Below are 26,187 nucleotides of genomic sequence, written 5' to 3' on the forward strand. Positions count from 1 at the left end.
GGCCCGGCGTGGCCGCGAAGGGCTCAGGGCGTGTCGTTGTCGAGCAGGATGGCTTCGCCGGGCCGGTCGAGATCGTCGTATTGCCCGGCGTGCAGCGCCCACCAGAGCGCGCCGGCAATCACGGCCACCAGCACCAGGCTCATCGGCACCAGCAGGTAGAGCATGTCCATGCGTCAGTCTCCAGGCTTGCCCGCGCGCAGCAGGCGCCAGGCGTTGGCCACCACCAGCAGCGACGACACCGACATGCCGATGCCCGCCATCCAGGCGGTCACATAGCCGGTAGCCGCCAGCGGGATGGCGATCACGTTGTAGGTAAAGGCCCAGCCCAGGTTCTGCCGCACCACGCGGCGCGTGCGGCGCGCCATCCGCAGCGCGCTTGCGACCTCGGCAATGCGCCCGTGCGTCAGCACGGCGTCGGCGCCTGCCTGCGCCAGCGGCGCGCCACTGCCGATCGCGATCGAGACCTGCGCCTGCGCCAGCACGGGGGCGTCGTTGATACCGTCGCCCACCGCCAGCACCACCGCGCCATCGCGCTGCAGGCGCTCCACATATTCGCGCTTGCCCTCCGGGGTAACACCACCCTCGTGCCGCGCAATGTGGAAATAGCCGGCCCACCAGCCAACCGTCTCCGGGGTGTCGCCGGAGACAAGATGGCAGGTCACGCCGAGCGAGCGCAACTCGGCTAGCAACTGCACCGACTGTTCGCGCTCGGCATCGGCCAGCACGAACGCGGCCAGCACGCCCGCCGCGTTGCCCAGCCATACCAGCGTGGCGCCGCTGCGCTGGCTGGCGGCCAGGGCAGCGGCGCTATCCCGCGCATGTCCGCCGGCCTCGCCCACGCTGCCGCTTGCCGCCAGCGCCGCCACGAACTCGCGCCGGCCCAGGCGGTAGCGCTGCCCGTCCACCTCGGCTTCCAGGCCCTGCCCGGGCACATTGCGCACGGTATCGATGGCCTGCGTCCCGCCGGCAAGGCCCCGCGCCTGCGCCGCCTCGACGATACCGCGCGCGATGGGATGCTCGCCGGAGCGCTCCATGAGCGCGGCCAGCTGCAGGCAGGCATCGGCGCTGGCGTCGCCCAGCACCACGGTCTGTGCCAGCATGAAACGCCCTTGGGTAAGCGTGCCGGTCTTGTCGAGCATCACATCGGTGACGCCGGCCAGGGTTTCCAGCGCATGGCCGCGCGTCAGCAGCAGCCCGCGGCGAGACAGCGCCGCGCCGGCAGCGGCCAGCGCCGCCGGCGTCGCCAGCGAGAGCGCGCAGGGGCAGCTCACCACCAGCACCGCCACCGTCACCAGCAGCGCGCGCGACGGATCGATCCAGGCCCACCAGACCACCCCGGCAAGCGCCGCCAGCACCAGCAATATCGCCACGAACCAGCCGGCGACGCGATCGGCCACGGTGGCCAGCCGCGGCTTCTCGGCCAGCGCACGGTCAAGCACCGCGACGATCTCGGCCAGCCGCGTGGCCGCGCCTACCTTGGCCACGCGCAGCTCGAGCGGACTGCTGGTGTTGAAGCAGCCCGCCAGCACCGGATCGCCGATACCGCGCGGCACCGGACGGCTCTCGCCGGTCAGCATCGACTCGTCCAGTTCGCTCGCGCCGGCGACGACGGTGGCGTCCGCCGGCACAACCTCGCCGGCCTTCACGCGGATCAGGTCGCCCGCGCGCAGGCGCGCCACCGGCACCCGTTCGCTCACCTCGCCTTCGGCGCGCAAGCGCTCGCAGGTGGCCGGCAACTGCCGCGCCAGCATCTCGGCGCCACTGCGCGACGCCTGGCGCACGCGCAGCTCAAGGTAGCGCGCCAGCAGCAGAAACGCCACGAACATCGTCACGGAGTCGAAGTAGACCTCGCCGGCGCCCCGCAGCGTCGCCACGGTGCTGGCGAGAAAGCCCGCGCCCACCCCCAGCGCCACCGGCACGTCCATGCCCAGATGGCGCTGCCTGAGACTGCGCCAGGCCCCGGCGAAGATCGGCGAAGCCGAGTACAGCACCACCGGCAGGGTCAGCAGCAGGCTGGCCCAGCGCATCAGCTGCAACTGTCCGGGATCGATGCTGGCTTCGTGGGTATAGATGGGCCATGCGTACATCATCACCTGCATCATGCCCAGCATGGCTACCGCCATGCGCATCAGCAGCCCACGGCGCGCGTGGCGGTCCTGCCGGTCCGAGCGCGACACCTCGAAAGGCCACGCCAGATAGCCAATCGCGGCCAGCGCCGCGAGCAAGGCGGAGACCGGCTGCTCGGCAGCGCGCCAGCGCACCATCACGCGGCGCGTCGCCACATTGGCGATGACCGACTCCACGCCCGGCAGGCTGCCCAGATGCTGCTCGATCAGCCAGGCACAGGCGGCGCAGCGGATATTCTCCGGCGCCAGCGTAATCTCGGCACGGCGCTCGTCGAGCGGGCGCACGAACTGGGCCCGCAATTCGTCGGTGTCATAGGCGGCCCACACGGGCTCGGCCTCGCGGCGCGCCGCCTCGTCGATCGGACGGGCAAAGCGGACCTGGTCGCCATAGAGGTGGCCGAAGCCAGCCGCGTGCAGGGTCTGGGCCAAGGCCTGGCAACCGCCGCAGCAGAAGGATTGCTCATGGCCGTCGATGCTGGCATGCAGGGCAGGCTCAGCAGCCGGAAGCGGCTGTCCGCAGTGAAAACAGCCGTCCTGCGCGACGGCCGCCGGCGCACCGCTTGCGCGTACAAGCGGCGGATTGGGCAGATCGGGCAAGGAACAGGCTGGAGAAGGCGGCATCGGGGCTCTTTTTTACCAGTTGCATGGTAAGAGCCCCGGCGGCAAGCCGCCTTGATACAGATCAAGCGGGGGACAGCCACACCCCTGGCCGGCGCTTCAGGTCAGCGAGGTATCGACCGTGCGGCGCGGCGCTTCCAGGTATTCGCGCGACTGCATCTCGATGATGCGCGACACCGTGCGGCTGAACTCGTTGGCCATCTGGCCTTCGGTATAGAGTTCATCGGCCGGCACTTCCGCGGAGATCAGCAGCTTTACCTTGTGGTCGTAGAAAACGTCGATCAGCCAGGTAAAGCGGCGTGCCTCGGACGACATGCGCGGGGCCATCTTCGGCACATCGGACAGGATCACCGTGTGGAACTGGGTGGCCAGCTCGAGGTAATCGTTCTGCGAGCGCGGCCCGCCGCACAGCGTGTTGAAATCGAACCAGACCACGCCGCCCGCGCGGCGCAGCGCGCGCAGCTCGCGGTGCTCGATATGCAGGATGGGCGATTCGTCGGCCACCTCCGCAATGCCAGCATAGGCGTGGCGCAGCGCCGAGCCGGTCGCGGGGCCCAGCGGCGTGAGATAAGCCTGCACCTGTTCGAGCGCGCGCTTGCGGTAATCGATGCCGGCGTCCACATTGAGCACATCGAGCTTCTGCTGCAGCAGCGCGATGGCCGGCAGCACGCGGTCCCGGTGCAGGCCATCCGGATACAGCAGGTCGGGCCGGTAGTTGGAGGTCATCACGAACTGCACGCCGTTCTCGAACAATTGCTGCAGCAGGCGGTGCAGGATCATCGCATCGGCGACGTCGTTGACGTGAAACTCGTCAAAGCAGATCAGGCGGAAACGGCGCGCAATGCGCTTGGCCAGTTCGTCCAGCGGATCCGGGCGGCCACGCAGTTCTTCCAGCTGGCGATGCACCTCGCGCATGAATTCATGGAAGTGCAGCCGCGTCTTGCGCACCACCGGCACACAGGTATAGAAGCTGTCCATCAGGAAGGACTTGCCGCGCCCCACCCCGCCCCACAGGTAGACGCCCTTGGGCACGTCCGGATGCACCAGCAGCTTCTTCAGCGTGCTGTTGCGCCGGCTCTTGTAGGCCACCCACTCGTCAAAGCACTGCTGCAGCCGCTCGACGGCGCGCAGTTGCGCTTCATCGGACGTGTAGCCGCGTTGCTTCAGTTCCTGTTCGTAGTACTCACGGACGTTCATGTGACTGCTTGCGCTGGATGCCGGTAGGCTCCGGCCTGGATGAGGATCGGGGCGCGTGGCAGGACAAACCGCCCTGCCGCCCCGAAAGCGAAAACGGCGCGCCGCTGGAGCGGCGCGCCGGTACTCAACAATACGAAGGCTTACGCCTTACATATTGAGCTGGCGCTTGTCGACTGCGAGTGCGGCTTCGCGCATGACTTCCGACATCGACGGATGCGGATGGCAGGTGCGGCCGATATCTTCGCTGGCGGCCTTGAACTCCATCGCCACCACGGCTTCGGCGATCAGGTCCGACGCATTCGCGGCAACCACGTGCACGCCCAGGATCTCGTCGGTCTTGGCATCGGCCAGCATCTTGACGAAGCCGTCCGAATGGCCCATGCCCAGCGCGCGGCCGTTGGCGATGAAGGGGAACTGGCCGGACTTGTACTCGCGGCCTTCGGCCTTGAGCTGCTGCTCGGTCTTGCCCACCCATGCGATTTCCGGGAAGGTGTAGATCACCCACGGAATGCAGTTGTAGTCGATGTGCGGCTTCTGGCCGACGATGCGCTCGGCAGCCGCCACGCCTTCGTCTTCCGCCTTGTGCGCCAGCATCGGGCCACGCACCACGTCGCCGATCGCCCACAGGCCCGGCACCTTGGTGGCGCAGTGGTCGTCCACCTCGATGAAGCCGCGCTGGTCGGTAGCCAGGCCGATCGCCTCCAGGCCGAGGTTGTCGGTGTTGGGCACGCGGCCGACCGAGACGATCAGGCGATCGACTTCCAGGGTCTGGGCAGCGCCGTCCTTGTCGGTGTAGCTGACGGTGACGTTGTCCTTGCCGGTCTTGACTTCATTGACCGTCACGCCCAGGCTGAACTTCAGGCCCTGCTTGGTCAGCAGCTTCTGCGCTTCCTTGGCCACGCCTTCGTCGGCGGCGCCCAGGAAAGCCGGCAGCGCTTCCAGCACGGTCACTTCGGCACCCAGGCGGCGCCATACCGAACCCAGCTCGAGACCGATCACGCCGGCGCCGATCACGCCCAGCTTCTTCGGCACGCCGGCGAACTTGAGCGCGCCTTCGTTATCGCTGACCAGCACGTTGTCGACGGGAACGCCCGGCAGGTGGCGTGCCTTGGAACCGGTGGCGACGATGACCTGCTTGGCCGTCACGACTTCGGTGCCGGCCTTGCCGGCGACTTCGACCTGGAAGCCCTCGGCGGTCTTGCCGACGAACTTGCCATAGCCCTTGAGCAGCGTGACCTTGTTCTTGCGGAACAGGAACTCGATGCCCTTGGTCATCTTGCCGACGATATCGTCCTTGCGCTTGAGCATCTTGGCCACGTCGACCTTGACGTCACCCACGGTGATGCCGTGGTCGGCGATGTGATGCTGCACATTCTCGAACTCTTCCGAGGACGCCAGCAGTGCCTTGGAGGGGATGCAACCCACGTTCAGGCAGGTGCCGCCCAGGCGCGGTTCGTCCTTGGGATCGTCGTAGGCATTGCCTTCGCAGCAGGCCACGTTCAGGCCCAGCTGGCCGGCACGGATGGCGGCGATATAGCCGCCGGGGCCGGCGCCGATCACCAGTACGTCGAATTGTTTGCTCATGGAGATTCCTTATGCAGCCCGGGCAGGGCAAACTCGCCCGCCAGGCCGCCTTTCAACTCTTCGGTCCGTCGTGCCCGCCGCGCCGTGCGCATTGGCGCGCGCGGCGGGCAAGACCTCAGGCTATGCGGATGATTACAGGTCCAGCAGCAGGCGTGCCGGATCTTCCAGCGCATCCTTCATGGCGACCAGGCCCAGCACGGCTTCGCGGCCGTCGATGATGCGGTGGTCGTAGGACATGGCGAGGTAGTTCATCGGACGGATCACGATCTGGCCGTCTTCCACCACGGCACGGTCCTTGGTGGCGTGCACGCCCAGGATGGCCGACTGCGGCGGGTTGATGATCGGGGTCGACAGCATCGAGCCGAACACGCCACCGTTGGAGATGGAGAAGGTGCCGCCGGTCAGTTCTTCCAGCGACAGCTTGCCGTCACGCGCCTTGACGCCGAATTCGGCGATCTTCTTCTCGATGTCGGCCAGGCTCATCTGGTCGGCATTGCGCAGGATGGGCACCACCAGGCCGCGCGGCGAGCCCACCGCGATGCCGATGTCGAAGTAGCCGTGGTAGACGATGTCGTTGCCGTCGATCGACGCGTTGATCAGCGGGAACTTCTTCAGCGCGTGCACGGCGGCCTTGACGAAGAAGGACATGAAGCCCAGCTTGACGCCGTGTTCCTTCTCGAAGCGGTCCTTGTACTTGTTGCGCAGGTCCATCACCGGCTTCATGTTCACTTCATTGAAGGTGGTGAGGATGGCATTGGTGGCTTGCGATTGCAGCAGGCGCTCGGCGATACGGGCGCGCAGGCGGCTCATCGGCACGCGCTCTTCCGGACGGTCGCCCAGGGCAGCGAAGTCGACCGGGGCGGAAACCTGCTGCAGCGCCGGCTTGGCGGCGGCCGGAGCCGGTGCTGCCTTGGCGGCAGGCGCGGCGGCGGGAGCAGCCGAAGCGGCCAGCACGTCGCCCTTGGTGATGCGGCCATCGCGGCCGCTGCCGGCGACCTGGCTGGCCGACAGGCCACCTTCGGCCATCAGCTTGGCAGCGGAAGGCATGGCCACGGCGCCGGGATTGGCGGCAGCGGCCGGTGCGGCAGCCGCCGGCGCAGGCGCGGCAGCAGGGGCCGGTGCGGCAGCGGCCGGAGCGGCGGCGCCAGCGGTGGCTTCGGTGTCGATCTTGGCGATCACTTCGTCGGCAACCACGGTGTCGCCGTCGTTGCGGACGATCTGCGACAGCACGCCAGCCGACGGGGCGGGCACTTCGAGCACGACTTTGTCGGTCTCGATTTCAATCAGGATTTCGTCTTGGGCAACGGCTTCGCCCGGCTTCTTCTTCCAGTTCAGCATGGTTGCTTCTGCAACCGATTCAGAGAGTTGCGGAACCTTGACGTCAACAATAGCCATGGTTAGGTATTTCCTCGATGTATTCGTGTGTGCTTCAGGCAGGCGGCAAAAAACATGGCGGAGCGCGCCGTTGCGCGCGCCGCCATGCTGGCCACGATCATTTGGTCAGGACAAAGCCCTTGAGCTTGGAGAACGCCGCATCCAGCAGCGCCTTCTGTTGCTCGTTGTGCTTGGCGTAGTAGCCCACCGCCGGCGATGCCGAGGCGGGACGACCGGCGTAACCGAGCTTCTGACCTTCGCCCATGTTTTCCATGATGTAGTGCTGGACGAAGAACCAGGCGCCCTGGTTCTGCGGTTCGTCCTGGCACCACACGATTTCGTTGGCGTTGGGGTACTTCTTCAGCTCGGCTGCCACTGCCTTGTGCGGGAACGGATACAGCTGTTCCATGCGGATGATGGCGGTATCGCTGGCGCCACGTTCCTTGCGGGTGTTGACCAGGTCGTAGTAGACCTTGCCCGAGCACATGACCACGCGCTTGACCTTGCTGGCGTTCAGTTCCTCGTGATCGGGGATGACCGTCTCGAAGTGGCCCTTGGCCAGGTCGGACAGCGGCGAGACCGCGTCCTTGTTACGCAGCAGCGACTTCGGCGTCATGATCACTAGCGGCTTGCGGAACAGACGGATCATCTGGCGACGCAGCAGGTGGAAGATCTGGGCCGGCGTGGTCGGCTGGCAAACCTGCATATTGTGGTCGGCGCACAGCTGCAGGAAGCGCTCGATACGCGCCGAGCTGTGTTCCGGACCCTGGCCTTCGTAGCCGTGCGGCAGCATCAGGGTCAGGCCCGAGGCGCGGCCCCATTTCACTTCGCCGGAGGAGATGAACTGGTCGATCACCACCTGGGCGCCGTTGACGAAGTCGCCAAACTGGGCTTCCCAGATCACCAGCGCGTTCGGTTCGGCGGTGGAGAAGCCGTATTCGAAGCCGAGCACGGCCTCTTCCGACAGCACCGAGTCGATCACCGTGAACGGTGCCTGGTTTTCCGACACGTTCTGCAGCGGCACGTAGCTGCCGGCATCCCAGCGCTCGCGGTTCTGGTCATGCAGAACGGCGTGGCGGTGGGTGAAGGTACCGCGGCCGGCGTCCTGGCCGGTGATGCGCACCGGGTAGCCCGAAGCCACCAGCGAGGCGAAGGCCAGATGCTCGCCCATGCCCCAGTCCAGCGACTGCTCGCCACGGCCCATGTTGGCGCGGTCCTTGACGACCTTCTCGACCAGCGGGTGCAGCTTGAGGTGTTCGGGGGTGGTGGTGATGCGTTCAGCCAGGCGCTTGAGCTCGGTCACCGGCACTGCGGTGTCGGCGGCGTCGGTCCACTTGCGGTTCAGGAACGGCATCCAGTCCACGGCGAACTTGTTCTTGAAGTTCGACAGGACAGGGTCGACCGTGTGCTTGCCCGCATCCATGGCAGCGCGGTATTCCTTGACCAGCTGGTCGCCGAAGTCGGCGGCCACCAGGTTCTGCACGGCCAGCTTGTCGGCGTACAGCTTGCGCGTGCCCGGGTGCTGGGCGATCTTCTTGTACATCAGCGGCTGGGTGACGGCCGGGGTGTCCTGCTCGTTGTGGCCCAGCTTGCGGAAGCAGATGATGTCGACCACGACATCCTTCTTGAACTCCATGCGGAAGTCCACGGCCAGCTGCATGGCGAACACGACGGCTTCGGGATCGTCGCCGTTGACGTGCAGCACCGGCGCTTCGATCATCTTGACGACGTCGGTGCAATACAGCGTGGAACGCGAGTCGCGCGGATCCGAGGTGGTGAAGCCGATCTGGTTATTGATCACGATGTGCATCGTGCCGCCCGTGCCGTAGCCGCGGGTCTGTGCCAGGTTCAGCGTTTCCATCACCACGCCCTGGCCTGCGAATGCCGCGTCGCCGTGCACTTGCACCGGCAGCACTTCGGCATGGCCTGCGGGCTCGCCGCGGCGTTCCTGGCGGGCCTTGACCGAGCCTTCGACGACCGGGTTGACGATTTCCAGGTGGGACGGGTTGAAGGCGAGCGACAGGTGGACCGGGCCGCCTTCGGTGGAGACGTCGCTGGAGAAGCCCTTGTGGTACTTCACGTCGCCGGCCGGCAGGTCGTCGACGTGCTTGCCTTCAAACTCCGCGAACAGGTCCGCCGGCATCTTGCCCAGCGTATTGACCAGCACGTTCAGGCGGCCGCGGTGGGCCATGCCGATCACGATTTCCTGCACGCCCTTGCTGCCGCTGTGCTGGATCAGTTCGTCCATGGCAGCGATGAAGCTCTCGCCGCCTTCCAGCGAGAAGCGCTTCTGGCCGACGTACTTGGTGTGGAGGAAGCGTTCGAGGCCTTCCGCCGCGGTCAGGCGGTCGAGGACGTGCTTCTTCTTCTCGAGCGTGAACACCGGCTTGGAACGCGTGGTTTCCAGGCGCTCCTGCCACCAGCGCTTTTGCGCCTGGTCGCTGATGTACATGAACTCGGCGCCGATGCTGCTGCAATAGGTCTCGCGCAGGTTGTTGAGCAGCTCGCGCAGGCTCATCGATTCCTTGCCGAAATACGTATTGCTGGCGTTGAAAACGATGTCGAGGTCGCTTTCGGAGAAACCGTAGAAAGCCGGGTCGAGATCCGGCAGGGGCGGACGTTCCTGGCGCTTGAGCGGATCGAGGTCGGCCCAGTGGGAACCGATGTTGCGGTAGGCTGCAATCAGCTGCGTGGCAGCGACGCGCTTGCGCCCCATATCGGAGTCGGCGGAGGCAACGATGGTCTTGATCGGGCCAGCCTTGGCGCGCTCGGCGAACGAGGCGACGATGGGCGCGTGGGGGATGTCGCGGGCGCTGGAGCCATCGACGGCCGGCACGTTCTGCATCGCGTCGAAATACGCGCGCCAGTTATCGGGAACCGAGGAGGGATTTTCGAGGTAGGCCTCGTACAGCTCTTCCACATAGGGGGCATTGCCGCCGAAGAGGTACGAATTGCTCTGATACTGCTGCATCATGGGGCGCTCACTATTCTCCGGGAATGCCGGAGTAAAGCGGGTTCATCAACCTTCCGCGACACGGCTTGACCGGTTAGCGGATTGCAAACAACTCTTTCGGGGCAACAACCGAAGCACATCAAATGCATCATTATGCAAACGGCACCGCGACGGGTGCCGGTCTGTTCAGCTGCATTTGTTCAGTCGCCCCCAAAAGGGTCAGTTGTGCGTGGAAGGACCTAAGTCTTCACTCGCATAAGGATAGCACGTTTGGCGCGCAGCCCGAGCGATTTTTGCCGGCAATGCATCCGTACGGCTTCCAGTGTTGCGCGCAGGCAAACGCAGGGGCCGCCGGACGGCCGCGAAGGCAGACGGTTCGATAGCATGGGACGAAACAACAATGGAGATATCTGTGCACTTCCCGCCATCCCCGCATCACGCCGCCCCCGCTGTCCTGGCGCGCCCGGCCAGCCAGGGCAAGACGGCATGATGCCCGCCCCTACCGCTGGCACGGCCCCGACCGGCGCCACGCCCGGCGCATGGCGCGCCGACCTGGTCGCGGGGCTGGCCATTGCCGGGCTGCTTCTGCCCGAAGCCGTGGCCTACTCCGGCATCGCCGGGCTGCCCCCGCAAGCCGGCGTGATTGCGCTGTTTGCAGGGTTGCTGGTCTATGGCCTGCTCGGCAGCAGCCGTTTTGCCATCGTTTCGGCCACTTCGTCGTCGGCCGCAGTGCTGCTGGCAGCCACCACTGCCGCAGCCGAGGGTGACGCCGGACTGCGCATCGCCCTCGGCGCGGCGGTCATCCTGATGGCGGGGATGCTGTTCCTGCTGGCCGCGGCGTTGCGCCTGGGGGCGATATCCAACCTGATCGCCAAGCCCGTGCTGCGTGGCTTCGCCCTGGGACTGTCGCTGACCATCGTACTGAAGCAGTGCCCGAAGATCCTCGACGTGAAACCGGCACACGGCGATTTCCTGCGCCTGGCGTGGGACCTGCTCGCTGGCTGGCGCCACTGGAACCTGTCCGGCGCGGCACTGGCCCTGGGCGCGCTGGCGCTGCTGCACCTGTTCGCGCGCTGGCGCGCGGTGCCGGGCGCGCTGCTGGTCATCGCCGCCGGCATCGCGCTCGACCTCAGCGGCTGGACCCAGTCGCATGGCATTGCGGCCGTCGGCAATATCGCCCTGCAGTTCTCGATGCCGCGCGTGCCAGGCCTGACCACGGCCGACTGGATGCGGGCGGGCGAACTGGCGGCGGCGCTAGCGCTGATCCTGTACGCCGAGAGCTACGGCTCGATCCGCACTTTCGCCATGCGCCACGGCGACAACGTCTCGCCCAACCGGGACCTGGCCGCGCTGGGGCTGGCCAATCTCGCCTCGGGCCTGTTCCAGGGCATGCCGGTGGGCGCGGGCTTCTCGGGCACCTCGGCCAACGAATCGGCCGGCGCGCAAAGCCGCCGCGCCGGCCTGATCGCCGGCGCCGTGGTATTCGCCGCGGTGTGCACCCTGCTTCCCTGGATCTCCCGCACGCCCGAGCCCGTGCTCGCGGCCATCGTGATCCGTGCGGTCGGGCACAGCCTCAATCCGGGCAGCCTCAAGCCGTATTTCGACTGGCGGCGCGACCGCCTGGTCGCGCTGACCGCCTTTGCCGGCGTGCTGCTGCTGGGCGTGCTGCACGGCCTGCTGCTGGCGATCGTGGTCAGCCTGGCCATGCTGCTGCATCGCCTGTCGCGTCCGCAGGTCAGCTGGCTGGGGCGCCTCGCCGATAGTCACGACTTCGTCGACACGACGCGCCATCCCGAGGCCGCGGCGCCCAAGGGCCTGCTGATCGCGCGCCCGGAGGTGCCGCTGTTCTTCGGCAACGTCGATAGCGTGCTCGGCAACGTGCGCCAGGCACTGGCGCGAGACCATCCTCAGTATGGTCTGGTGCTTAGCCTGGAAGAGTCGCCCGATCTCGACGGCACCACGCTCGAAGCGCTGGGAGAGCTGGCGGTCTTCGCGAGGGCCCACGGCATGCCGCTGCGGCTTGCCCGGGTCAAGGACGAAGTGCGGGATTTGCTGGCGCAGGCACACAACCCCGCCATCCCCGAGGAAATGTGGCGCGGCTGGAGCGTGGACGACGCTGTGCGCGAAGCGATGGGAGGCGGAGACTAGGAAGCCCGGCCAGCCGCCCCGCTCCCGGGGCGGCGCCCTGTCGCCTTGAAGGCTAGGCCTGGCGCGGCGCGATCGCGTCCACCGAATCGGTGATCAGCGCGTCCAGTCCCCAGCCGAGCAGTTGCGCCGCGCGGGCGGGGTCGTTGACGGTATAGCAGGTCACGTGGAATCCGGCGTTGTGGGCCGTGCGGATGACGTCCTCGGTGAGTTCGCGATGGTTGGCGTCGAGCGCCACGCAGTCCAGCCGGCGCAGCCGCTCCAGCCAGTCCTGCGGCAGCGTGTCCAGCAGCAGCGCGCGCGGCAGGGCCGGCGCGGCCTTGCGGGCCGCCTCCAGCGATTCCTCCGAGAACGACGACAGCAGCGGCGGCACGTCGCTGCCGGCCCACAGCGCCTGGGCATCGACGGCTACCGCCGCGCCGGTGCGCCATTCCGCGCCGGGCACGGCCTTGATCTCGATATTGACCATGAACCCGTTGGCGCGCGTATAGCGGGCAATCGACGCCAGCGTGGGAACCGGCTCCCCGGCATAGGCAGGGCTATGCCAGCTGCCGGCATCCAGCATGGCGATTTCGCCCAGGGTCAGCGCGTCGGCGCGGCCATGGCCGTTGGTGGTACGGTCCAGCGTGGCGTCGTGCAGCAGCATCGCCCGCCCGTCGCCCGACAGCTTCACGTCGAACTCGAACATGCGATAGCCGAATGAGGCACCGTGGCGGAATGCCGCCAGCGTGTTCTCCGGCGCCAGCTTGCCGGCGCCGCGATGCGCGATATGGCGCGGATAGGGCCAGGCCGCCGGCCAGGGAGCGAAAGCCGCTTGGGTCATATCAAGCCTCGATGCGTTTGCCGGAATCGGTATCGAAGAAATGCAGGTGCTCGGCCGATGCGGTGATCGGCAGCCGGTCGCCGCCGCGCACCTGCATATTGCTGTCCAGCCGCACCACGACCGGCTGGCCGCCCAGCGCGCCGTAGGCGAAGGAGTCCGCGCCGAGCGCCTCGACCAGCCGCACGTCGATCTCGGCGATGGCTTCGTGCGCCGCGCACGGCTCGATATGCTCGGGACGCAGGCCGAGCAACGCGCGCTCGGGCAAGTGCAGGCCCATCGGCAGGTGGCCGAGCGTGGCCGCCGGCTGCGCCTGCGCGCCCTCCTTCGACTCGACCCGCATCTGGGCTCCGCCCTGGCCGCCATTGGTACGCGCAACCGGAACGAGATTCATCGGCGGCGAGCCGATGAAGCCGGCCACGAAGGTGCTGGCGGGACGCGCATAGACTTCCAGCGGCGTGCCGATCTGCTCCACGCGGCCGCCATTGAGCACCATCATGCGGTCGGCCAGCGTCATGGCCTCGACCTGGTCGTGCGTCACGTACATGCTGGTGGTGCGCAGGCGGCGATGCAGCTCCTTCAGCTCCAGGCGCATCTGCACGCGCAGCTTGGCGTCCAGGTTGGACAGCGGTTCATCGAACAGGAACACGGCAGGCTCACGCACGATGGCGCGGCCCATGGCCACGCGCTGGCGCTGGCCGCCGGACAGCGCGCGCGGCTTGCGCTCCAGCAGCGGCGCCAACTCGAGAATGCCCGCGGCATGCTTGACGCGCTGCTCGATCTCGGCCTTGGCCATGCCGCGGATCTTCAGCCCGTAGGCCATATTGTCGTACACGCTCATATGCGGATAGAGCGCGTAGTTCTGGAACACCATGGCGATGTCCCGCTCGGCGGGCTCGAGGTTGTTGACGATCTTGTCGCCAATATGCACCTCGCCGCCGCTGATGGCCTCCAGCCCGGCCACCATGCGCAGCAGCGTGGACTTGCCGCAGCCCGACGGGCCGACGATGACGATGAATTCGCCATCGTTGATTTCCATATCGATGCCGTGCACGACCTTCACGTTGCCGGCGTAGGTTTTCTGTACGTTGCGAAGCGACAGTTTTGCCATTGCTATTCTTTCTCGCTGGGCAAGCGTGGCGAAACGCGTCATCGCGCTCCGCCCCACCCGCTTATTTTTCGGTTTCGACCAGGCCCTTGACGAACCACTTCTGCATCAGCAGCACCACGATGGCGGGCGGCACCATGGCCAGCATCACGGTGGCCATCACCAGGTTCCAGTCGGTCGCTGCGTCCCCGGAGCGGGAGATCATCTGGGTCACGCCCACCACCACCGGCGTCATCGATTTCTGCGTGGTGATCAGGAGCGGCCACAGGTATTGGTTCCAGCCATAGATGAACTGGATCACGAAGAGCGCCGCGATGCTGGTCTTGGACAGCGGCAGCACCACGTCCTTGAAGAAGCGCAGCGGCCCGGCGCCATCGATGCGCGCGGCCTCGGCCAGTTCGTCCGGGATAGTCAGGAAGAACTGGCGGAACAGGAAGGTCGCGGTGGCCGAGGCGATGATCGGGATGGTCAGGCCGAAGTAGCTATCCAGCATGCCAAGATCCGACACCACCTTGTAGGTCGGCAGGATCCGCACTTCCACCGGCAGCATCAGCGTGACGAAGATCATCCAGAAGAAGGTCTTGCGCAGCGGAAACTTGAAGTACACCACCGCGAAGGCCGAAATGATCGAGATCGTGATCTTGCCCACCGCGATGCCGAGCGCCATGATCAGGCTGTTGACCATCATGGTGGAGACCGGCGAGGCGGCATTGCCCACCCCGGCCACCAGCACGGTGCGATAGTTTTCCAGGAAATGGCTGCCCGGCAGCAGCGTCATCGGCGCCTGCAGCACCTCGTCGGCGGTCAGCGTCGAGGCCACGAAGGTGACGTAGACGGGGAAAGCCACCACCAGCACGCCCAGCACCAGCATCAGGTGCGAGAGAAAATCAAGAAAGGGTCGTCGTTCTACCATTTTGCCAATCCTCAGTACTGCACCTTGCGTTCCACGTAGCGGAACTGCACCACCGTGAGAACGATCACGATCCCCATCAGCACAACCGACTGCGCTGCCGACCCGCCGATATCCAGCCCGCGGAAGCCATCCTGGTAGACCTTGTAGACCAGCGTATTGGTGGCGTTGACCGGGCCGCCGTGGGTCACCGCGTCGATAATGGCGAAGGTATCGAAGAAGGCGTACACCACATTGATCACCATCAGGAAGAAGGTGGTCGGCGACAGCAGCGGGAAGATGATCGACCAGAAGCGCCGCCATGGCCCGGCGCCGTCGATGGCGGCAGCCTCGATCAGCGATTTCGGGATGCTCTGCAGGCCAGCCAGAAAGAACAGGAAGTTGTAGCTGATCTGCTTCCACGCGGCAATCAGCACCACCAGCAGCATGGCCTGGTTGCTATTGAGCAGGAAATTCCAGTCCACGCCGAACGCATGCAGCGCATAGGACACCACGCCCAGCGTGGGGTTGAACATGAACATCCACAGCACGCCCGCCACCGCGGGCGCCACGGCGTACGGCCAGATCAGCAGCAGCTTGTAGCCGCTGGCGCCGCGCACCACGCGATCGGCGAAATAGGCCAGCAGCAGCGAGATCGAGAGCCCGACCAGCGTCACGCCGACGGCGAACACCGCCGTCACGCGAAACGAGTTCAGGTACTGCGCATCGTTGAACAGATCCCTGAAGTTTTCCAGGCCGACGAACTGCAGGTCGATGCCGAAGGCATCCTGCCTCAGCACGGACTGGTACAGCGCCTGCCCGGCCGGCCAGAAAAAGAAGATCAGCGTTACCGCCATCTGCGGCAACACCAGCAGATAGGGCAACCATGAAGATTGGAATACGACCCGTTTTTCCATCACGCATCCAGACCACCGCCAGCAGCGGGGCGTCATCTATCGGGAACAGCGCGGCCCTTGCGGGCCGCTCAAACCAAAGACGGAGGCAAAGCCTCCGCCTTCTGCACGCTCACAACGCCGGGCGCTTACTCGCGGACCGTCTTCTGGAAGCGCTCGAGCAGCTCATTGCCGCGCGCCACCGCCGAATCGAGTGCCTCCTTGGGTTGCTTCTTGCCGGTCCACACCGCTTCGAGCTCCTCGTCGATCACGGTACGGATCTGCGGGAAGTTGCCCAGGCGAATGCCGCGCGACTTGTCGGTGGTCTTGACGATCATCTGCTTGACCGCGACGTCGGCACCGGGGTTCTTGTCATAGAAGCCCGATTTCTTGGTCAGCTCGTAGGCCGCCATCGTCACAGGCAGGTAGCCGGTCGACTGGTGCCAGTCGGCCTGCACCTCGGGGCGCGACAGGTAGGTGAAGAACTTGGCTACGCCCTTGTACTCCTCGGCCTTCTTGCCGCCCATCACCCACAGCGACGCGCCGCCGATGATCGTGTTCTGCGGCGCACCCGGCACGCCCTGCTCATAGGGCAGCTGCGCCACGGTGAAATCGAACTTGGCGTTCTTGCGGATATTGGCCAGCGCCGCCGAGGACCCGGTCAGCATCGCGCACTGGCCTGCGATGAACTTGGCCTTCGGCTCGTCCTTGCGGCCGCCGTAGACGAAATAGCCCTTCTGCTGCATGTCGAGCAGGTTGGCGATATGCTTGACGTGCAGCGGCGAATTGAACACCAGGCGCGCGCCGGTGCCGCCGAAGCCATTGTTCTCGGTGGCGAACAGGACGTTGTGCCAGGCCGAGAAGCTTTCCAGTTGCACCCACGACTGCCAGTCGGTGGTGTAGCCGCAGGAGACGCCGGCAGCCTTGAGCTTGGCGGAGTCGGTCGCCACTTCCTGCCAGGTCACGGGCGGCTTGTTCGGATCCAGCCCGGCCTTCTTGAAGGCATCCTTGTTGTAGTACATCACCGTGGTCGAACTATTGAACGGGAACGACAGCATCTCGCCCTTGTTCGAGGTGTAGTAGCCAGCCACCGCCGGAATGTACATCTTGGCGTCGAACTTCTCGCCGGCGTCCTTCATGACCGCCGCCACCGGCTTGATGGCGCCCTTGGCGCTCATCATGGTCGCCGTGCCCACCTCGAACACCTGCAGGATCGCCGGAGCATTGCCCGAACGGTAGGCCGCAATGCCGGCTGCCAGCGACTCGTCATACTGGCCTTTGTAGATCGGCACGATCTTGTAGTCGGACTGGCTGGCATTGAACTGCGTGGCGATCGCGTTCACCTTGTCGTTGAGCGCACCTTCCATCGAATGCCACCACTGGATCTCGACGGCGGCATTGGCCGATCCTGCGCCGGCCAGCATGGCGAAGGCGGCCAGGGTCAACGCGGTACGTTTGACGGTCATGGGAAACTCTCCTGTTTATATCGCGACATGGGACAAAAATCGCCCGACTGTATGCAGTTTTTGTGACAGCCGGATGTTACCGCGCCTTGTTGGATAGGAAAACCGGGCAATTCCACTAAATCACAATAATATGACAACGTTTTATCGGCAGCTTGACAGGGTAGAATCTTGCGCCATGCAAGCCATCCAGACCCTCCCCGCCTCGGCGCTGCGCCGCGTACGCGGCGTACTGACCGACATCGACGGCACCATTACCACCGACGGCAGGCTGCCGGCGTCCACCTATCTTGCACTGGACCGGCTCAAGGCCGCCGGCCTTCACGTGATCCCGGTCACCGGCCGCTGCATCGCCTGGGCCGAGATCCTGACCCGGCTTTGGCCGGTGGACGCCATCATTGGTGAAAACGGCGCGTTTTACTCCCATCTGCGCGCCGGCAAGCTGCTTACCCGCTACCTGGACGATGCCATTACCCGTGCCGGCAACCTGGCACGCATCCAGGCGCTGGGCGAGCGCATCGTGCGGCAGGTGCCCGGCTGCGCACTGGCATCGGACCAGGCCTGGCATGCCGCCGACCTTGCCATCGACCATGCCGAGGACGTGGCGCCGCTGCCCGCCGGGGCGGTCGAACGCATCGCCAGCCTGATGCGGGAGGCCGGCATGACAGCCACGGTCAGTTCCATCCATGTGAACGGCTGGTTCGGCCAGCACGACAAGCTCAGCATGAGCCGTTTGTGCGTTGCGGAATTACTGGGCGCCGACCTCGACGCCGGCCGCGACGAGTGGCTGTTTATCGGCGACTCGGCCAACGACGCGAGCATGTTCGCCCATTTTCCGCTGTCGGTCGGGGTGGCGAATATTCGCGATATCCTGCCGCAACTACCGGCCCGGCCTGCCTATATCACCGAAGCCGCTTGCGGCGAAGGGTTTGCGGAAATGGCGGCATTATTGCTGGCGGCACGTGATTAGGGCCGCAATACATTACCAAACAATACAAAACGCCACATGAATCGAAGACACAGGACATGCGGCGAAATCCGCAAGCACGACAAAACAAATGCCCAACGCGGAAAGCAAGAAACAAAAAGCAAAACGGCCGGATCTGATCCCGGCCGTTTTGTTTTGCATTGCAGCAATCGCCACGACTTCCGTCGCTGGCATTACCTCAGTCGAAGCCCAGTTCCTGTAGCTTGCGCGTGATGGTGTTGCGCCCGATACCGAGGCGCGTGGCGGCTTCCACGCGGCGCCCGCGGGTCACCCCCAGGGCCGCCTCCAGCACCGCCTTCTCGAAGCGGCGGGTAAGCGCATCCATCACCTCCGGCTGGCCTGATTCCAGCATGGCGCGAGCCTCGCCTGCCAGCAGGCTCTCCCAGCCGGCAAGGGCACTGGCCACGTGCGGCCGGCTGGCATAGGCCAGCGCGGCATCGGTCTCGCCGTTCACAATGGTCGGTGCGGCGCCGTAATCGACGGCCTCAAGGCCATCGGCGCTCTCCGCCCGGCCCTCGCCACGCGGCTCCGGCAGGCGCGCCGCGCCGCCGAGCCCGCCCTGCGCAGCCCCGGTCCCGATCATCTCGCGCGGCATGTCCTTGACCTCGATGGTCTGGGCAGGCGCCATCACGGTCAGCCAATTGCAGAGGTTCTCAAGCTGGCGAACGTTGCCGGGGAACGGCAGCGTGCTGACATAGGCCAGCGCCTCGTCCGACATGCGCTTGGGCTCCACGCCCAGTTCCTTGGCGCTCTTCTGCAGGAAATGGCGGGCCAGCAGCGTGATGTCCTCCGGCCGCTCGCGCAGCGGCGGCAGGCGCAGGCGGATCACGTTGAGGCGGTGGAACAAGTCCTCGCGGAACAGCCCTTCCTTGACACGCGTCTCCAGGTTCTGGTGAGTCGCGGCGATCACGCGCACGTTGGCGCGCAGCGGATTGTGGCCACCTACGCGATAGAAGTTGCCGTCGGACAGCACGCGCAGCAGGCGCGTCTGCAGGTCGAACGGCATATCGCCGATTTCGTCCAGGAACAGCGTGCCGCCCTCGGCCTGCTCGAAGCGACCGCGGCGCATGGTCTGCGCGCCGGTAAAGGCGCCGCGCTCATGGCCGAACAGTTCGGATTCGAGCAGGTCCTTCGGGATGGCCGCGGTATTGAGCGCGATAAAGGGACCGTTGGCGCGTGGGCTGTGCTTGTGCAGGGCCTGCGCCACCAGTTCCTTGCCGGTGCCGGACTCGCCGGTGATCAGCACCGTCACGTTCGACTGCGAGAGACGTCCGATGGCGCGGAACACGTCCTGCATGGCCGGCGCCTGGCCCAGTATCTCGGGGGCATCGACCAGACGGTCTTCCAGTTCCTCCTCGCGCAGGCTTTCCTGCAGCGCGCGGCGGATCAGCTCGACCGCCTTGTCGACATCGAAGGGCTTGGCGAGATACTCGAAGGCCCCGCCCTGGAAAGCCGCTACTGCGCTATCGAGATCGGAGTAGGCCGTCATCACGATGACGGGCAGCCCCGGATGGCGCGCCTTGAGCGCCTGCAGCAGGTCCAGCCCCGAGCCTCCCGGCATGCGGATGTCCGAGATCAGGACCTGCGGCTCGTCGTCTTCCAGCGCGGCCAGTACGTCGCGCACATTGGTGAAGCTGCGCGAAAGCAGGCTTTCACGGGCGAGGGCCTTTTCCAGGACCCAGCGGATTGATTGATCGTCGTCGACTATCCAGATCGGCTTCATGTGCGTCGCTTGTCTGCTCGGTGTCATTTGGTCTTCCGTGAACCTGCTTGCGCACCGCTGGCGAGCCGGACGGCAGCAATCAATGGGGCAGTTCCAATTGCTGGCGCCGGTGCGATCAATGCAGGGGCAGCAGGATACGGAAGTCGGTACAGCCAGGCCGGCTCTCGCATTCGATCAAGCCCTCGTGCTGCTGCACGAAGGTTTGAGCGAGTGTGAGACCGAGGCCGCTGCCGCCATCCCTGCCCGACACCAGCGGGTAGAAGATGCGTTCGCGAATATCCTCGGGGATGCCCGGACCGTTATCGATGACATGCAAGTCCAATGCCAGCTTGAACAAACGCTTGGCAATTGTTACCTGGCGGGCCACCCGGGTACGCAGGACGATCTGCGCATCGCCACGCGCGATACGCTCGGACAATGCATGTGCCGCGTTATGGACGATGTTCAGCACGGCCTGGATCAACTGCTCCATGTCGCCGCGCAGGTCGGGCAGGCTCGCATCGTAGTCGCGCACGATGTCCAGCCCCGAGGGGAATTCAGCCAGCACCACCGAGCGCACGCGCTCCAGCACTTCGTGGATATTGAGCTCCGACACGATATGCGGATGGCGGTGCGGCTCCAGCAGGCGGTCCACCAGCGTCTGCAGGCGGTCCGACTCCTTGATGATGACCTGGGTGTACTCCCGCAGCGAACGCTCAGGCAGCTCGAACTCGAGAAGCTGCGCCGCGCCGCGGATGCCGCCCAGTGGATTCTTGATCTCGTGGGCGAGATTGCGGATCAGTTCCTTGTTGGCGGAGGTCAGGTCGAGGATGCGCTCCTCGCGTTCGCTGCGCACCTTCTGCTCGTTGGGCAGCACCTCCACCACCACGGTGTCGGAATTGGCGTCCAGCACGCCAATCACCACGTGCGCATGCATCGGCTCCTGCAGGGGCGGGTGCAGCACCACATCCTGCCGGCGGGCGTCGAACTGCCGCGAGATCACCGTGTCGATCATGCTGGCCAGTTCTTCCGAAGCGCCGAACAGGTCGGCTAGCGACAACTCCACCATGGCCTTGCGCGACACCGCGAAACTCGCTTCCGCGGCGGGATTGGCGTAGACGATGCGCAGGCCAGGCTGGCGCACCAGCAAAACCGGGTTGGCCACCACGTCCAGCCCATGGTGGTAGGCCACATCGCCCAACGGCAGCACTGCAGCCCCACCCTCGGGCGGGGCGCCGGCCCCGGCCGAAGCTACCTTGCGCGAGACGCTGCGAATCAGGCGACGCATAGTACTAGTCCTTCAGGTTGGAGAGTTCTCGCCGCAACGAGGCGGCGTTGGCCTCGCCGCGCGTAATGTCGTCGCGCAGCGTGGCGGTACGGTCGAGATACTTCTGGTAGTTGCGCTCATTGCCCTGGCGCTCGGGCTGGCCGTTGTTGTACTCGGCGCGCAGCGCGGCCAGCTTGGCTTCCTCGCTCTGCAGTTCCTGCTCCAGCACGGCGCGGCGCTCGCCATCGCGGCTCTTCTGGGTTGCGCTGTCCACGCGCGGGAACGCCGCGGGCGCGGCGCCAGGCGCAGTGCCCTTGCCCGCCGGCGGCGAATTGATGCGCCCGCCCGGCACGGTGGTCACCTCGGGCAGGTTCAGCCGTTTGCAGCCCTTGCCCCCGTTGCCGTTGCGGTATTCCGGCACCCCGTTGGGGCCGGCGCAAACGTAGATATCCGACTGCGCCGGAGCCGGGCGGCTCCAGCACAGCAGTGCAAGCGCCAGCATGGCGCAGGCAGCTGCCGATCCGTGCATGCGGGCACCGAACCGGTGCATCGGGCGGAGCGGGGAGAGCGGGAATTCGAGCGCATCCATTGACATCAGCGGGGGGGTGTTGGGAAAGGAGCCCCATTCTAGCGATCAAACCAGCGAACCAAACAAAAAGGGACAGCCGAAGCCGCCCCTTCCTGGTGCTACTGTTGCCCGGTCACAACCTGGCAACGCCTCGCCTTACAGCGAGTAGTACATATCGAACTCGATCGGGTGAGTCGTCATGCGGAAGCGGGTGACTTCTTCCATCTTCAGTTCGATGTAGGCATCGATCATGGAGTTGGAGAAGACGCCGCCGCGCGTCAGGAACTCGCGGTCGTTGTCGAGGTATTCCAGGGCCTGGTCCAGGCTGGAGCAGACGGTCGGGATCTTTGCATCCTCTTCCGGCGGCAGGTCGTACAGGTTCTTGTCGGCAGCCTCGCCCGGGTGGATCTTGTTCTGCACGCCGTCCAGGCCGGCCATCAGCAGTGCCGAGAAGCCCAGGTACGGGTTCATCAGCGGGTCCGGGAAGCGGGTCTCGATGCGACGGCCCTTGGGGTTGGCAACGTACGGAATACGGATCGAAGCCGAACGGTTGCGTGCCGAGTACGCCAGCTTGACCGGTGCCTCGAAGCCCGGCACCAGACGCTTGTACGAGTTCGTGCCCGGGTTGGTCAGGGCATTCAGCGCGCGAGCGTGCTTGATGATGCCGCCGATGTAGTACAGCGCGAATTCCGACAGGCCGGCATAGCCGTTGCCCGCGAACAGGTTCTGGCCGTCCTTCCATACGGACTGGTGCACGTGCATGCCCGAGCCGTTGTCGCCAACCACCGGCTTCGGCATGAAGGTGGCGGTCTTGCCGTAGGTGTGGGCGACGTTCTGGATCACGTACTTCTGCAGCTGGGTCCAGTCGGCGCGCTGCACCAGCGTGCTGAACTTGGTGCCGATTTCGTTCTGGCCCTGGCCAGCCACTTCGTGGTGGTGGACTTCCACGGGGATGCCCAGCGATTCCAGGATCAGGCACATTTCCGAACGGATGTCCTGGAAGGTGTCGATCGGGGCAACCGGGAAGTAGCCGCCCTTCTTGCCCGGGCGGTGGCCGCTGTTGCCGTGCTCGAATTCCTTGGCCGACGACCAGGGGGCTTCTTCCGACTCGATCTTCACCGAGCAACCCTGCATGTCCACATTCCAGGTCACGCCGTCGAAGATGAAGAATTCGGGTTCCGGACCGAAGAAGGCGGTATCGCCCAGGCCGGTGCTCTTCAGGTAAGCCTCGGCGCGCTTGGCGATGGAACGCGGGTCGCGGTCGTAGCCCTTGCCGTCGGACGGCTCGACCACGTCGCAGGTCAGAATCAGCGTCGGTTCTTCATAGAACGGATCGACGTTGGCGGTATTCGGGTCCGGCATCAGCAGCATGTCCGAAGCCTCGATACCCTTCCAGCCGGCGATCGACGAGCCATCGAAAGCGTGGCCGCTTTCAAACTTGTCTTCATCGAAGTGCGACACGGGTACCGACACGTGTTGCTCTTTGCCTTTGGTATCGGTGAAACGGAAGTCGACGAACTTGACGTCGTTTTCCTTCACCAGCTTCATCACATCTGCAACGCTGTGGGCCATGCCTATCTCCTGGAAATTCGGCTGAAGTCTAGAAAGCCATTCTTGCGTCGTTCTTTGCTGGGCCACGCCAGGAAGGCGTTGGGGGAGCACAAAGACCGGCCGCGAAAGGGACGAGGGATGTTAGCAGAAAGCGTGCCAAGGGATGCCCCTTGTTGGCCCTGCGTTCCCGAAAAAAGTGCACCTCCGCAGCCCCGTACGGGGGTTCCGGGCCCGTTGCCGGTGGCGCATGCGGCATACGCCGCGCACCGCCTGTCCCGTCCCTCGCCAGGAGCAGCGCGCAGCGTCGGCAACGCCGACGAAGGAAACACCAGAAAGGTGCACCCACACCAAAAAATGCACCATCGATGTGCAAATACGCCGACAGATACCATTTTGGTGCATTTTCCGCACTGCCGCCTGCATGCGGTGCAGAACCCGGCACCGGAGCGTGTTGCCCCCGGGGCCTGCCGGCGCATACGGCCCCTCGGGAGCCCAAACGCGCCGGACACCGTGTCCGCCGCGCTAGAATACCTGGCAGGCGCTCCCATATGCCATTCCACCCTTCGATTTTGTCACCCCGATGACCACCCGAGACGAACTCCTCCAAGCGGCGCGCCAGCGCCAGCAGCAAAACCAACTGCCCTACTTCGGCGCGCTCACCCCGCAGGAGGCCTTTGCCTTGCTGCAGAGCGATCCCACCGCCGTGATGGTGGACGTCCGCACGCAGGCCGAGCTGGACTGGATCGGCGCACCTGACCTGCCGGAAGCCCAGTCGGCACATGTGGAGTGGATGAGCTATCCGGGCGGTGCGCAGAATGCCGCCTTCGTCGCCCAGCTCAAGGCCCGCGTGCCCGCCGACGTGCCGGTGCTGTTCCTGTGCCGCAGCGCGGCACGCTCCAAGCATGCCGCACGCGTCGCCACGGAAGCAGGTTTCCAGTTTGCGATGGATGTGCTGGAGGGGTTCGAGGGCAACCGCGACGAACACCACCACCGCAAGACGGTGGAAGGATGGTGTGTACGCGGCCTGCCCTGGCATGGCGCCTGAAGATCCGGACCGCCTGCGCGGCAGATAGCCGCAAACAGAAGATAAAACGGGACAGCCATGCTGTCCCGTTTCTTGTTTCCCGGCCATTGCGGCTCAGTCCCCGGCGGGATCTCCCGGCCGCCTGGCGGCAACCTCCACCAGTTCGAAGCCCATCGCCCGCACGCCCTCGCGCAGCATGAGGTAGGCCGGCTCCACACGCTCCGCCGCCCCCTTCACGCCCAGGTCGATATGCCGGCGCGCATAGAGTTCGCCGCGCTTCGCATCGCCCACGGACGGCAGGCTGAACACCCGAATACCGTCGAACGCGGCTTCGACCTGCTCCATCAGCGGCGTCAGGGTGGACTCCGGCGCCTCGAACACCAGGAAGGAGCGCTCCACCTGCACAGCCTGATGGAACAGGTGCGGGTAGTAATGATCCAGCACCCACTCCATCATCGGCCACGCCATCACCGGGAAGCCCGGCATGAAATGATGGTTGCCCACCGAGAAGCCCGGGATCCGGTTGTAGCTGTTCGGAATGATGCGCGCGCCGGCGGGGAATTCGCCCATCTTGAAGCGGTGCTGGTTCTCCGGCAGGTCCAGGTCGGCCTTGGCGGGATCGCCCGCCGCGGTCTCGACAATGCGCTGGGCGATCAGCTCGCGGGCCTCGGGGTGCAGCGCCAGCGGTACGCCGAGCGCGGCGGCGGCGCACTGCCGGGTGTGATCGTCCGGCGTTGCGCCGATGCCACCGGTGCAGAACACCACATCTTCGCCGGCAAAGGTACGGCGCAGCGTGGCGGTAATGCGTGCGCGCTCGTCGCCCACATATTCAGCCCAGTCCAGCGCCAGCCCGCGCGCCGCCAGCAGTTCGATGGCACGGCGCATATGCTTGTCTTCGCGCCGCCCCGACAGAATCTCGTCACCAATGACGATCAGGCCGAAACCCATGATGCCCTCGCTTCAGGATTGTTCAATGCGCCGCACATCGGACGGCGCGAGATCGATAACGTCCGCCAACGGTGCCGCCGCCGCTGCGGCCGCTGCGCGTTCGGCGCGCAACTGCTCCAGCGCGCGCAGGCAGAAATGGCCGAACCACAGCGCCGAGAAAATAAAGATCAGCACGTAGAGCCAGAGCGTGCCGGCCAGCACGAAGGGAAAGAGAAAAATCAAGGCCGCCGAGGATACCCAGACCAGGGTCGGCGCGGAGCCCAGCAGGCCCACGGCCACGCCGATGGCCAGCAAGGGAATGCGGTGGCGCTTCATCAGCGTCTTGCGCTCCTCCGGGCTGGCATGCTCGGCCAGCGCATCGTAGGTCATCACGCGATAGGTCAGCCAGCCCCACAGCAAAGGCGGGATCAGCGCGAAGAACGGCGGAATCAGCCACAGCGGCAACGTCACCAGCGCCAGCAACAGGAAGACCACGGTGCTGCCCAGCGCCTGGAATACGCTGCCGATCATGTTGCCGCCCTTGGCCTTGACCAGGTCCGGGTAGCTGCGCTCGAGATGGCGCACCGCCGCCGGCACCGAGAACAGGCTGATAAACACCAGCATCGACGCGATCACCAGCGGGATCATCAGCGCCACGACGAACAGCGGCGCCACCACCGCGCGCAGGGACTGCAGGCCGAACCAGTCGAGCGCGCCATAGATCCAGCTGGTCAGCACCGAGGTTTCCAACACGCCGCGCGCGGTGGTCATGATGGGCTCCCATCCCCATAGCAGCAGGCCACCCCACAACCCGGTCGCGAGCAGGAAGGGAATGACGGTGAGCATCAGCATGCGCGGATGCAGCTGGCTGATCAGGGCACGACCAAACGCGCGGAAAATATCGTTCATGCAGTGAATTGGGATACCACGAAAGCGGGGGACAGATAGACTAGCACACGTCACCCGCGATAGCGGGAGACGCGTGTGCGG

20 protein-coding genes are annotated in these 26,187 nt (G+C 65.6%); 3 read left to right on the forward strand and 17 right to left on the reverse strand.

What is annotated here, in order from left to right:
- Positions 1–23 precede the first annotated feature (23 nt).
- The 6 genes from ccoS to AC3FOF_RS28545 all read right to left on the reverse strand — a co-directional run bounded on the left by ccoS (position 24) and on the right by AC3FOF_RS28545 (position 9,873).
- Positions 24–170: a cbb3-type cytochrome oxidase assembly protein CcoS gene (ccoS, locus tag AC3FOF_RS28520; protein WP_017229785.1), complete on the reverse strand. Its 147-nt coding sequence runs from the start codon at positions 168–170 to the stop codon at positions 24–26.
- 3 nt (positions 171–173) lie between these two features.
- A complete protein-coding gene (locus AC3FOF_RS28525) occupies positions 174–2,747 on the reverse strand; it encodes a heavy metal translocating P-type ATPase (RefSeq protein ID WP_488728505.1) in 2,574 nt (857 codons plus the stop codon).
- 96 nt (positions 2,748–2,843) lie between these two features.
- On the reverse strand, positions 2,844–3,941 hold the full coding sequence (gene zapE / locus AC3FOF_RS28530) for a cell division protein ZapE (RefSeq protein WP_017225906.1): 1,098 nt from the start codon (positions 3,939–3,941) through the stop codon (positions 2,844–2,846).
- A gap of 147 nt (positions 3,942–4,088) precedes the next feature.
- Complete coding sequence (lpdA, locus tag AC3FOF_RS28535; RefSeq protein ID WP_488728506.1) at positions 4,089–5,525, reverse strand: dihydrolipoyl dehydrogenase; 1,437 nt, start codon at positions 5,523–5,525, stop codon at positions 4,089–4,091.
- A gap of 132 nt (positions 5,526–5,657) precedes the next feature.
- A complete protein-coding gene (gene odhB / locus AC3FOF_RS28540) occupies positions 5,658–6,920 on the reverse strand; it encodes a 2-oxoglutarate dehydrogenase complex dihydrolipoyllysine-residue succinyltransferase (protein WP_276267617.1) in 1,263 nt (420 codons plus the stop codon).
- Between the two features lie 97 nt (positions 6,921–7,017).
- Positions 7,018–9,873, reverse strand: a complete 2,856-nt coding sequence (locus AC3FOF_RS28545) for a 2-oxoglutarate dehydrogenase E1 component (protein WP_017226135.1) — start codon at positions 9,871–9,873, stop codon at positions 7,018–7,020.
- 465 nt (positions 9,874–10,338) lie between these two features.
- Between AC3FOF_RS28545 and AC3FOF_RS28550 the strand changes: the two genes are divergently transcribed.
- Positions 10,339–12,000 carry a SulP family inorganic anion transporter gene (locus AC3FOF_RS28550; RefSeq protein ID WP_430869658.1) on the forward strand — a complete coding sequence of 554 codons (1,662 nt, stop codon included), beginning with the start codon at positions 10,339–10,341 and terminating at the stop codon, positions 11,998–12,000.
- A gap of 52 nt (positions 12,001–12,052) precedes the next feature.
- Here AC3FOF_RS28550 and ugpQ read toward each other — a convergent pair whose 3' ends face one another.
- The 5 genes from ugpQ to ugpB all read right to left on the reverse strand — a co-directional run bounded on the left by ugpQ (position 12,053) and on the right by ugpB (position 17,173).
- Positions 12,053–12,820 carry a glycerophosphodiester phosphodiesterase gene (gene ugpQ, locus AC3FOF_RS28555; RefSeq protein ID WP_488728507.1) on the reverse strand — a complete coding sequence of 256 codons (768 nt, stop codon included), beginning with the start codon at positions 12,818–12,820 and terminating at the stop codon, positions 12,053–12,055.
- Between the two features lies 1 nt (position 12,821).
- Positions 12,822–13,928, reverse strand: coding sequence for a sn-glycerol-3-phosphate import ATP-binding protein UgpC (locus tag AC3FOF_RS28560; RefSeq protein ID WP_276264030.1), 1,107 nt, complete (start codon positions 13,926–13,928; stop codon positions 12,822–12,824).
- A 61-nt stretch (positions 13,929–13,989) separates the two neighbouring features.
- Positions 13,990–14,838 carry a sn-glycerol-3-phosphate ABC transporter permease UgpE gene (ugpE, locus tag AC3FOF_RS28565; protein WP_035813431.1) on the reverse strand — a complete coding sequence of 283 codons (849 nt, stop codon included), beginning with the start codon at positions 14,836–14,838 and terminating at the stop codon, positions 13,990–13,992.
- A gap of 11 nt (positions 14,839–14,849) precedes the next feature.
- Positions 14,850–15,731 (reverse strand): sn-glycerol-3-phosphate ABC transporter permease UgpA, encoded by an 882-nt coding sequence (ugpA, locus tag AC3FOF_RS28570; protein WP_035813429.1) that lies wholly within the window; start codon positions 15,729–15,731, stop codon positions 14,850–14,852.
- Positions 15,732–15,856: 125 nt separating this feature from the next.
- A complete protein-coding gene (gene ugpB / locus AC3FOF_RS28575) occupies positions 15,857–17,173 on the reverse strand; it encodes a sn-glycerol-3-phosphate ABC transporter substrate-binding protein UgpB (RefSeq protein ID WP_017228206.1) in 1,317 nt (438 codons plus the stop codon).
- Between the two features lie 175 nt (positions 17,174–17,348).
- Here ugpB and AC3FOF_RS28580 point away from each other — a divergent pair, with 175 nt between their 5' ends.
- Entirely contained in the window at positions 17,349–18,140 is a 792-nt protein-coding gene (locus AC3FOF_RS28580; RefSeq protein ID WP_017228205.1) for an HAD-IIB family hydrolase, read from the forward strand.
- 196 nt (positions 18,141–18,336) lie between these two features.
- Here the strand turns inward: AC3FOF_RS28580 and ntrC are convergent, their stop codons facing one another.
- From ntrC to AC3FOF_RS28600, 4 genes are all read right to left on the reverse strand, one after another.
- Complete coding sequence (gene ntrC, locus AC3FOF_RS28585; RefSeq protein WP_276264032.1) at positions 18,337–19,881, reverse strand: nitrogen regulation protein NR(I); 1,545 nt, start codon at positions 19,879–19,881, stop codon at positions 18,337–18,339.
- A 115-nt stretch (positions 19,882–19,996) separates the two neighbouring features.
- Complete coding sequence (gene glnL / locus AC3FOF_RS28590) at positions 19,997–21,148, reverse strand: nitrogen regulation protein NR(II) (protein ID WP_276264033.1); 1,152 nt, start codon at positions 21,146–21,148, stop codon at positions 19,997–19,999.
- A gap of 4 nt (positions 21,149–21,152) precedes the next feature.
- Positions 21,153–21,677 carry a DUF4124 domain-containing protein gene (locus AC3FOF_RS28595; protein ID WP_430869499.1) on the reverse strand — a complete coding sequence of 175 codons (525 nt, stop codon included), beginning with the start codon at positions 21,675–21,677 and terminating at the stop codon, positions 21,153–21,155.
- A gap of 174 nt (positions 21,678–21,851) precedes the next feature.
- A complete protein-coding gene (locus AC3FOF_RS28600) occupies positions 21,852–23,267 on the reverse strand; it encodes a 3-hydroxylaminophenol mutase (RefSeq protein WP_017228202.1) in 1,416 nt (471 codons plus the stop codon).
- 559 nt (positions 23,268–23,826) lie between these two features.
- On the opposite strand from AC3FOF_RS28600, the gene AC3FOF_RS28605 reads away from it, so the two are divergent.
- Positions 23,827–24,291, forward strand: coding sequence for a rhodanese-like domain-containing protein (locus AC3FOF_RS28605; protein ID WP_017228201.1), 465 nt, complete (start codon positions 23,827–23,829; stop codon positions 24,289–24,291).
- 93 nt (positions 24,292–24,384) lie between these two features.
- Here the strand turns inward: AC3FOF_RS28605 and AC3FOF_RS28610 are convergent, their stop codons facing one another.
- Complete coding sequence (locus tag AC3FOF_RS28610; protein WP_017228200.1) at positions 24,385–25,218, reverse strand: competence/damage-inducible protein A; 834 nt, start codon at positions 25,216–25,218, stop codon at positions 24,385–24,387.
- 12 nt (positions 25,219–25,230) lie between these two features.
- Entirely contained in the window at positions 25,231–26,106 is an 876-nt protein-coding gene (locus tag AC3FOF_RS28615) for an EI24 domain-containing protein (protein WP_276264035.1), read from the reverse strand.
- Between the last annotated feature and the right edge of the window lie 81 nt (positions 26,107–26,187).

It is taken from the genome of Cupriavidus sp. 96C5-1, assembly GCF_057798855.1.

Bases quoted from the DNA above. Each gene is read 5' to 3' on its own strand.
- zapE (WP_017225906.1), bottom strand. From the start codon at position 3,941: ATGAACGTCCGTGAGTACTACGAACAGGAACTGAAGCAACGCGGCTAC.
- AC3FOF_RS28560 (WP_276264030.1), bottom strand. From the start codon at position 13,928: ATGGCAAAACTGTCGCTTCGCAACGTACAGAAAACCTACGCCGGCAAC.
- ugpA (WP_035813429.1), bottom strand. From the start codon at position 15,731: ATGGAAAAACGGGTCGTATTCCAATCTTCATGGTTGCCCTATCTGCTG.
- AC3FOF_RS28615 (WP_276264035.1), bottom strand. From the start codon at position 26,106: ATGAACGATATTTTCCGCGCGTTTGGTCGTGCCCTGATCAGCCAGCTG.
- AC3FOF_RS28595 (WP_430869499.1), bottom strand. From the start codon at position 21,677: ATGCACCGGTTCGGTGCCCGCATGCACGGATCGGCAGCTGCCTGCGCC.
- AC3FOF_RS28545 (WP_017226135.1), bottom strand. From the start codon at position 9,873: ATGATGCAGCAGTATCAGAGCAATTCGTACCTCTTCGGCGGCAATGCC.
- AC3FOF_RS28610 (WP_017228200.1), bottom strand. From the start codon at position 25,218: ATGGGTTTCGGCCTGATCGTCATTGGTGACGAGATTCTGTCGGGGCGG.
- ugpB (WP_017228206.1), bottom strand. From the start codon at position 17,173: ATGACCGTCAAACGTACCGCGTTGACCCTGGCCGCCTTCGCCATGCTG.
- lpdA (WP_488728506.1), bottom strand. From the start codon at position 5,525: ATGAGCAAACAATTCGACGTACTGGTGATCGGCGCCGGCCCCGGCGGC.
- AC3FOF_RS28550 (WP_430869658.1), top strand. From the start codon at position 10,339: ATGATGCCCGCCCCTACCGCTGGCACGGCCCCGACCGGCGCCACGCCC.
- AC3FOF_RS28600 (WP_017228202.1), bottom strand. From the start codon at position 23,267: ATGGCCCACAGCGTTGCAGATGTGATGAAGCTGGTGAAGGAAAACGAC.
- odhB (WP_276267617.1), bottom strand. From the start codon at position 6,920: ATGGCTATTGTTGACGTCAAGGTTCCGCAACTCTCTGAATCGGTTGCA.
- ccoS (WP_017229785.1), bottom strand. From the start codon at position 170: ATGGACATGCTCTACCTGCTGGTGCCGATGAGCCTGGTGCTGGTGGCC.
- AC3FOF_RS28605 (WP_017228201.1), top strand. From the start codon at position 23,827: ATGACCACCCGAGACGAACTCCTCCAAGCGGCGCGCCAGCGCCAGCAG.
- ugpE (WP_035813431.1), bottom strand. From the start codon at position 14,838: ATGGTAGAACGACGACCCTTTCTTGATTTTCTCTCGCACCTGATGCTG.
- ugpQ (WP_488728507.1), bottom strand. From the start codon at position 12,820: ATGACCCAAGCGGCTTTCGCTCCCTGGCCGGCGGCCTGGCCCTATCCG.
- AC3FOF_RS28580 (WP_017228205.1), top strand. From the start codon at position 17,349: ATGCAAGCCATCCAGACCCTCCCCGCCTCGGCGCTGCGCCGCGTACGC.
- ntrC (WP_276264032.1), bottom strand. From the start codon at position 19,881: ATGAAGCCGATCTGGATAGTCGACGACGATCAATCAATCCGCTGGGTC.
- glnL (WP_276264033.1), bottom strand. From the start codon at position 21,148: ATGCGTCGCCTGATTCGCAGCGTCTCGCGCAAGGTAGCTTCGGCCGGG.
- AC3FOF_RS28525 (WP_488728505.1), bottom strand. From the start codon at position 2,747: ATGCCGCCTTCTCCAGCCTGTTCCTTGCCCGATCTGCCCAATCCGCCG.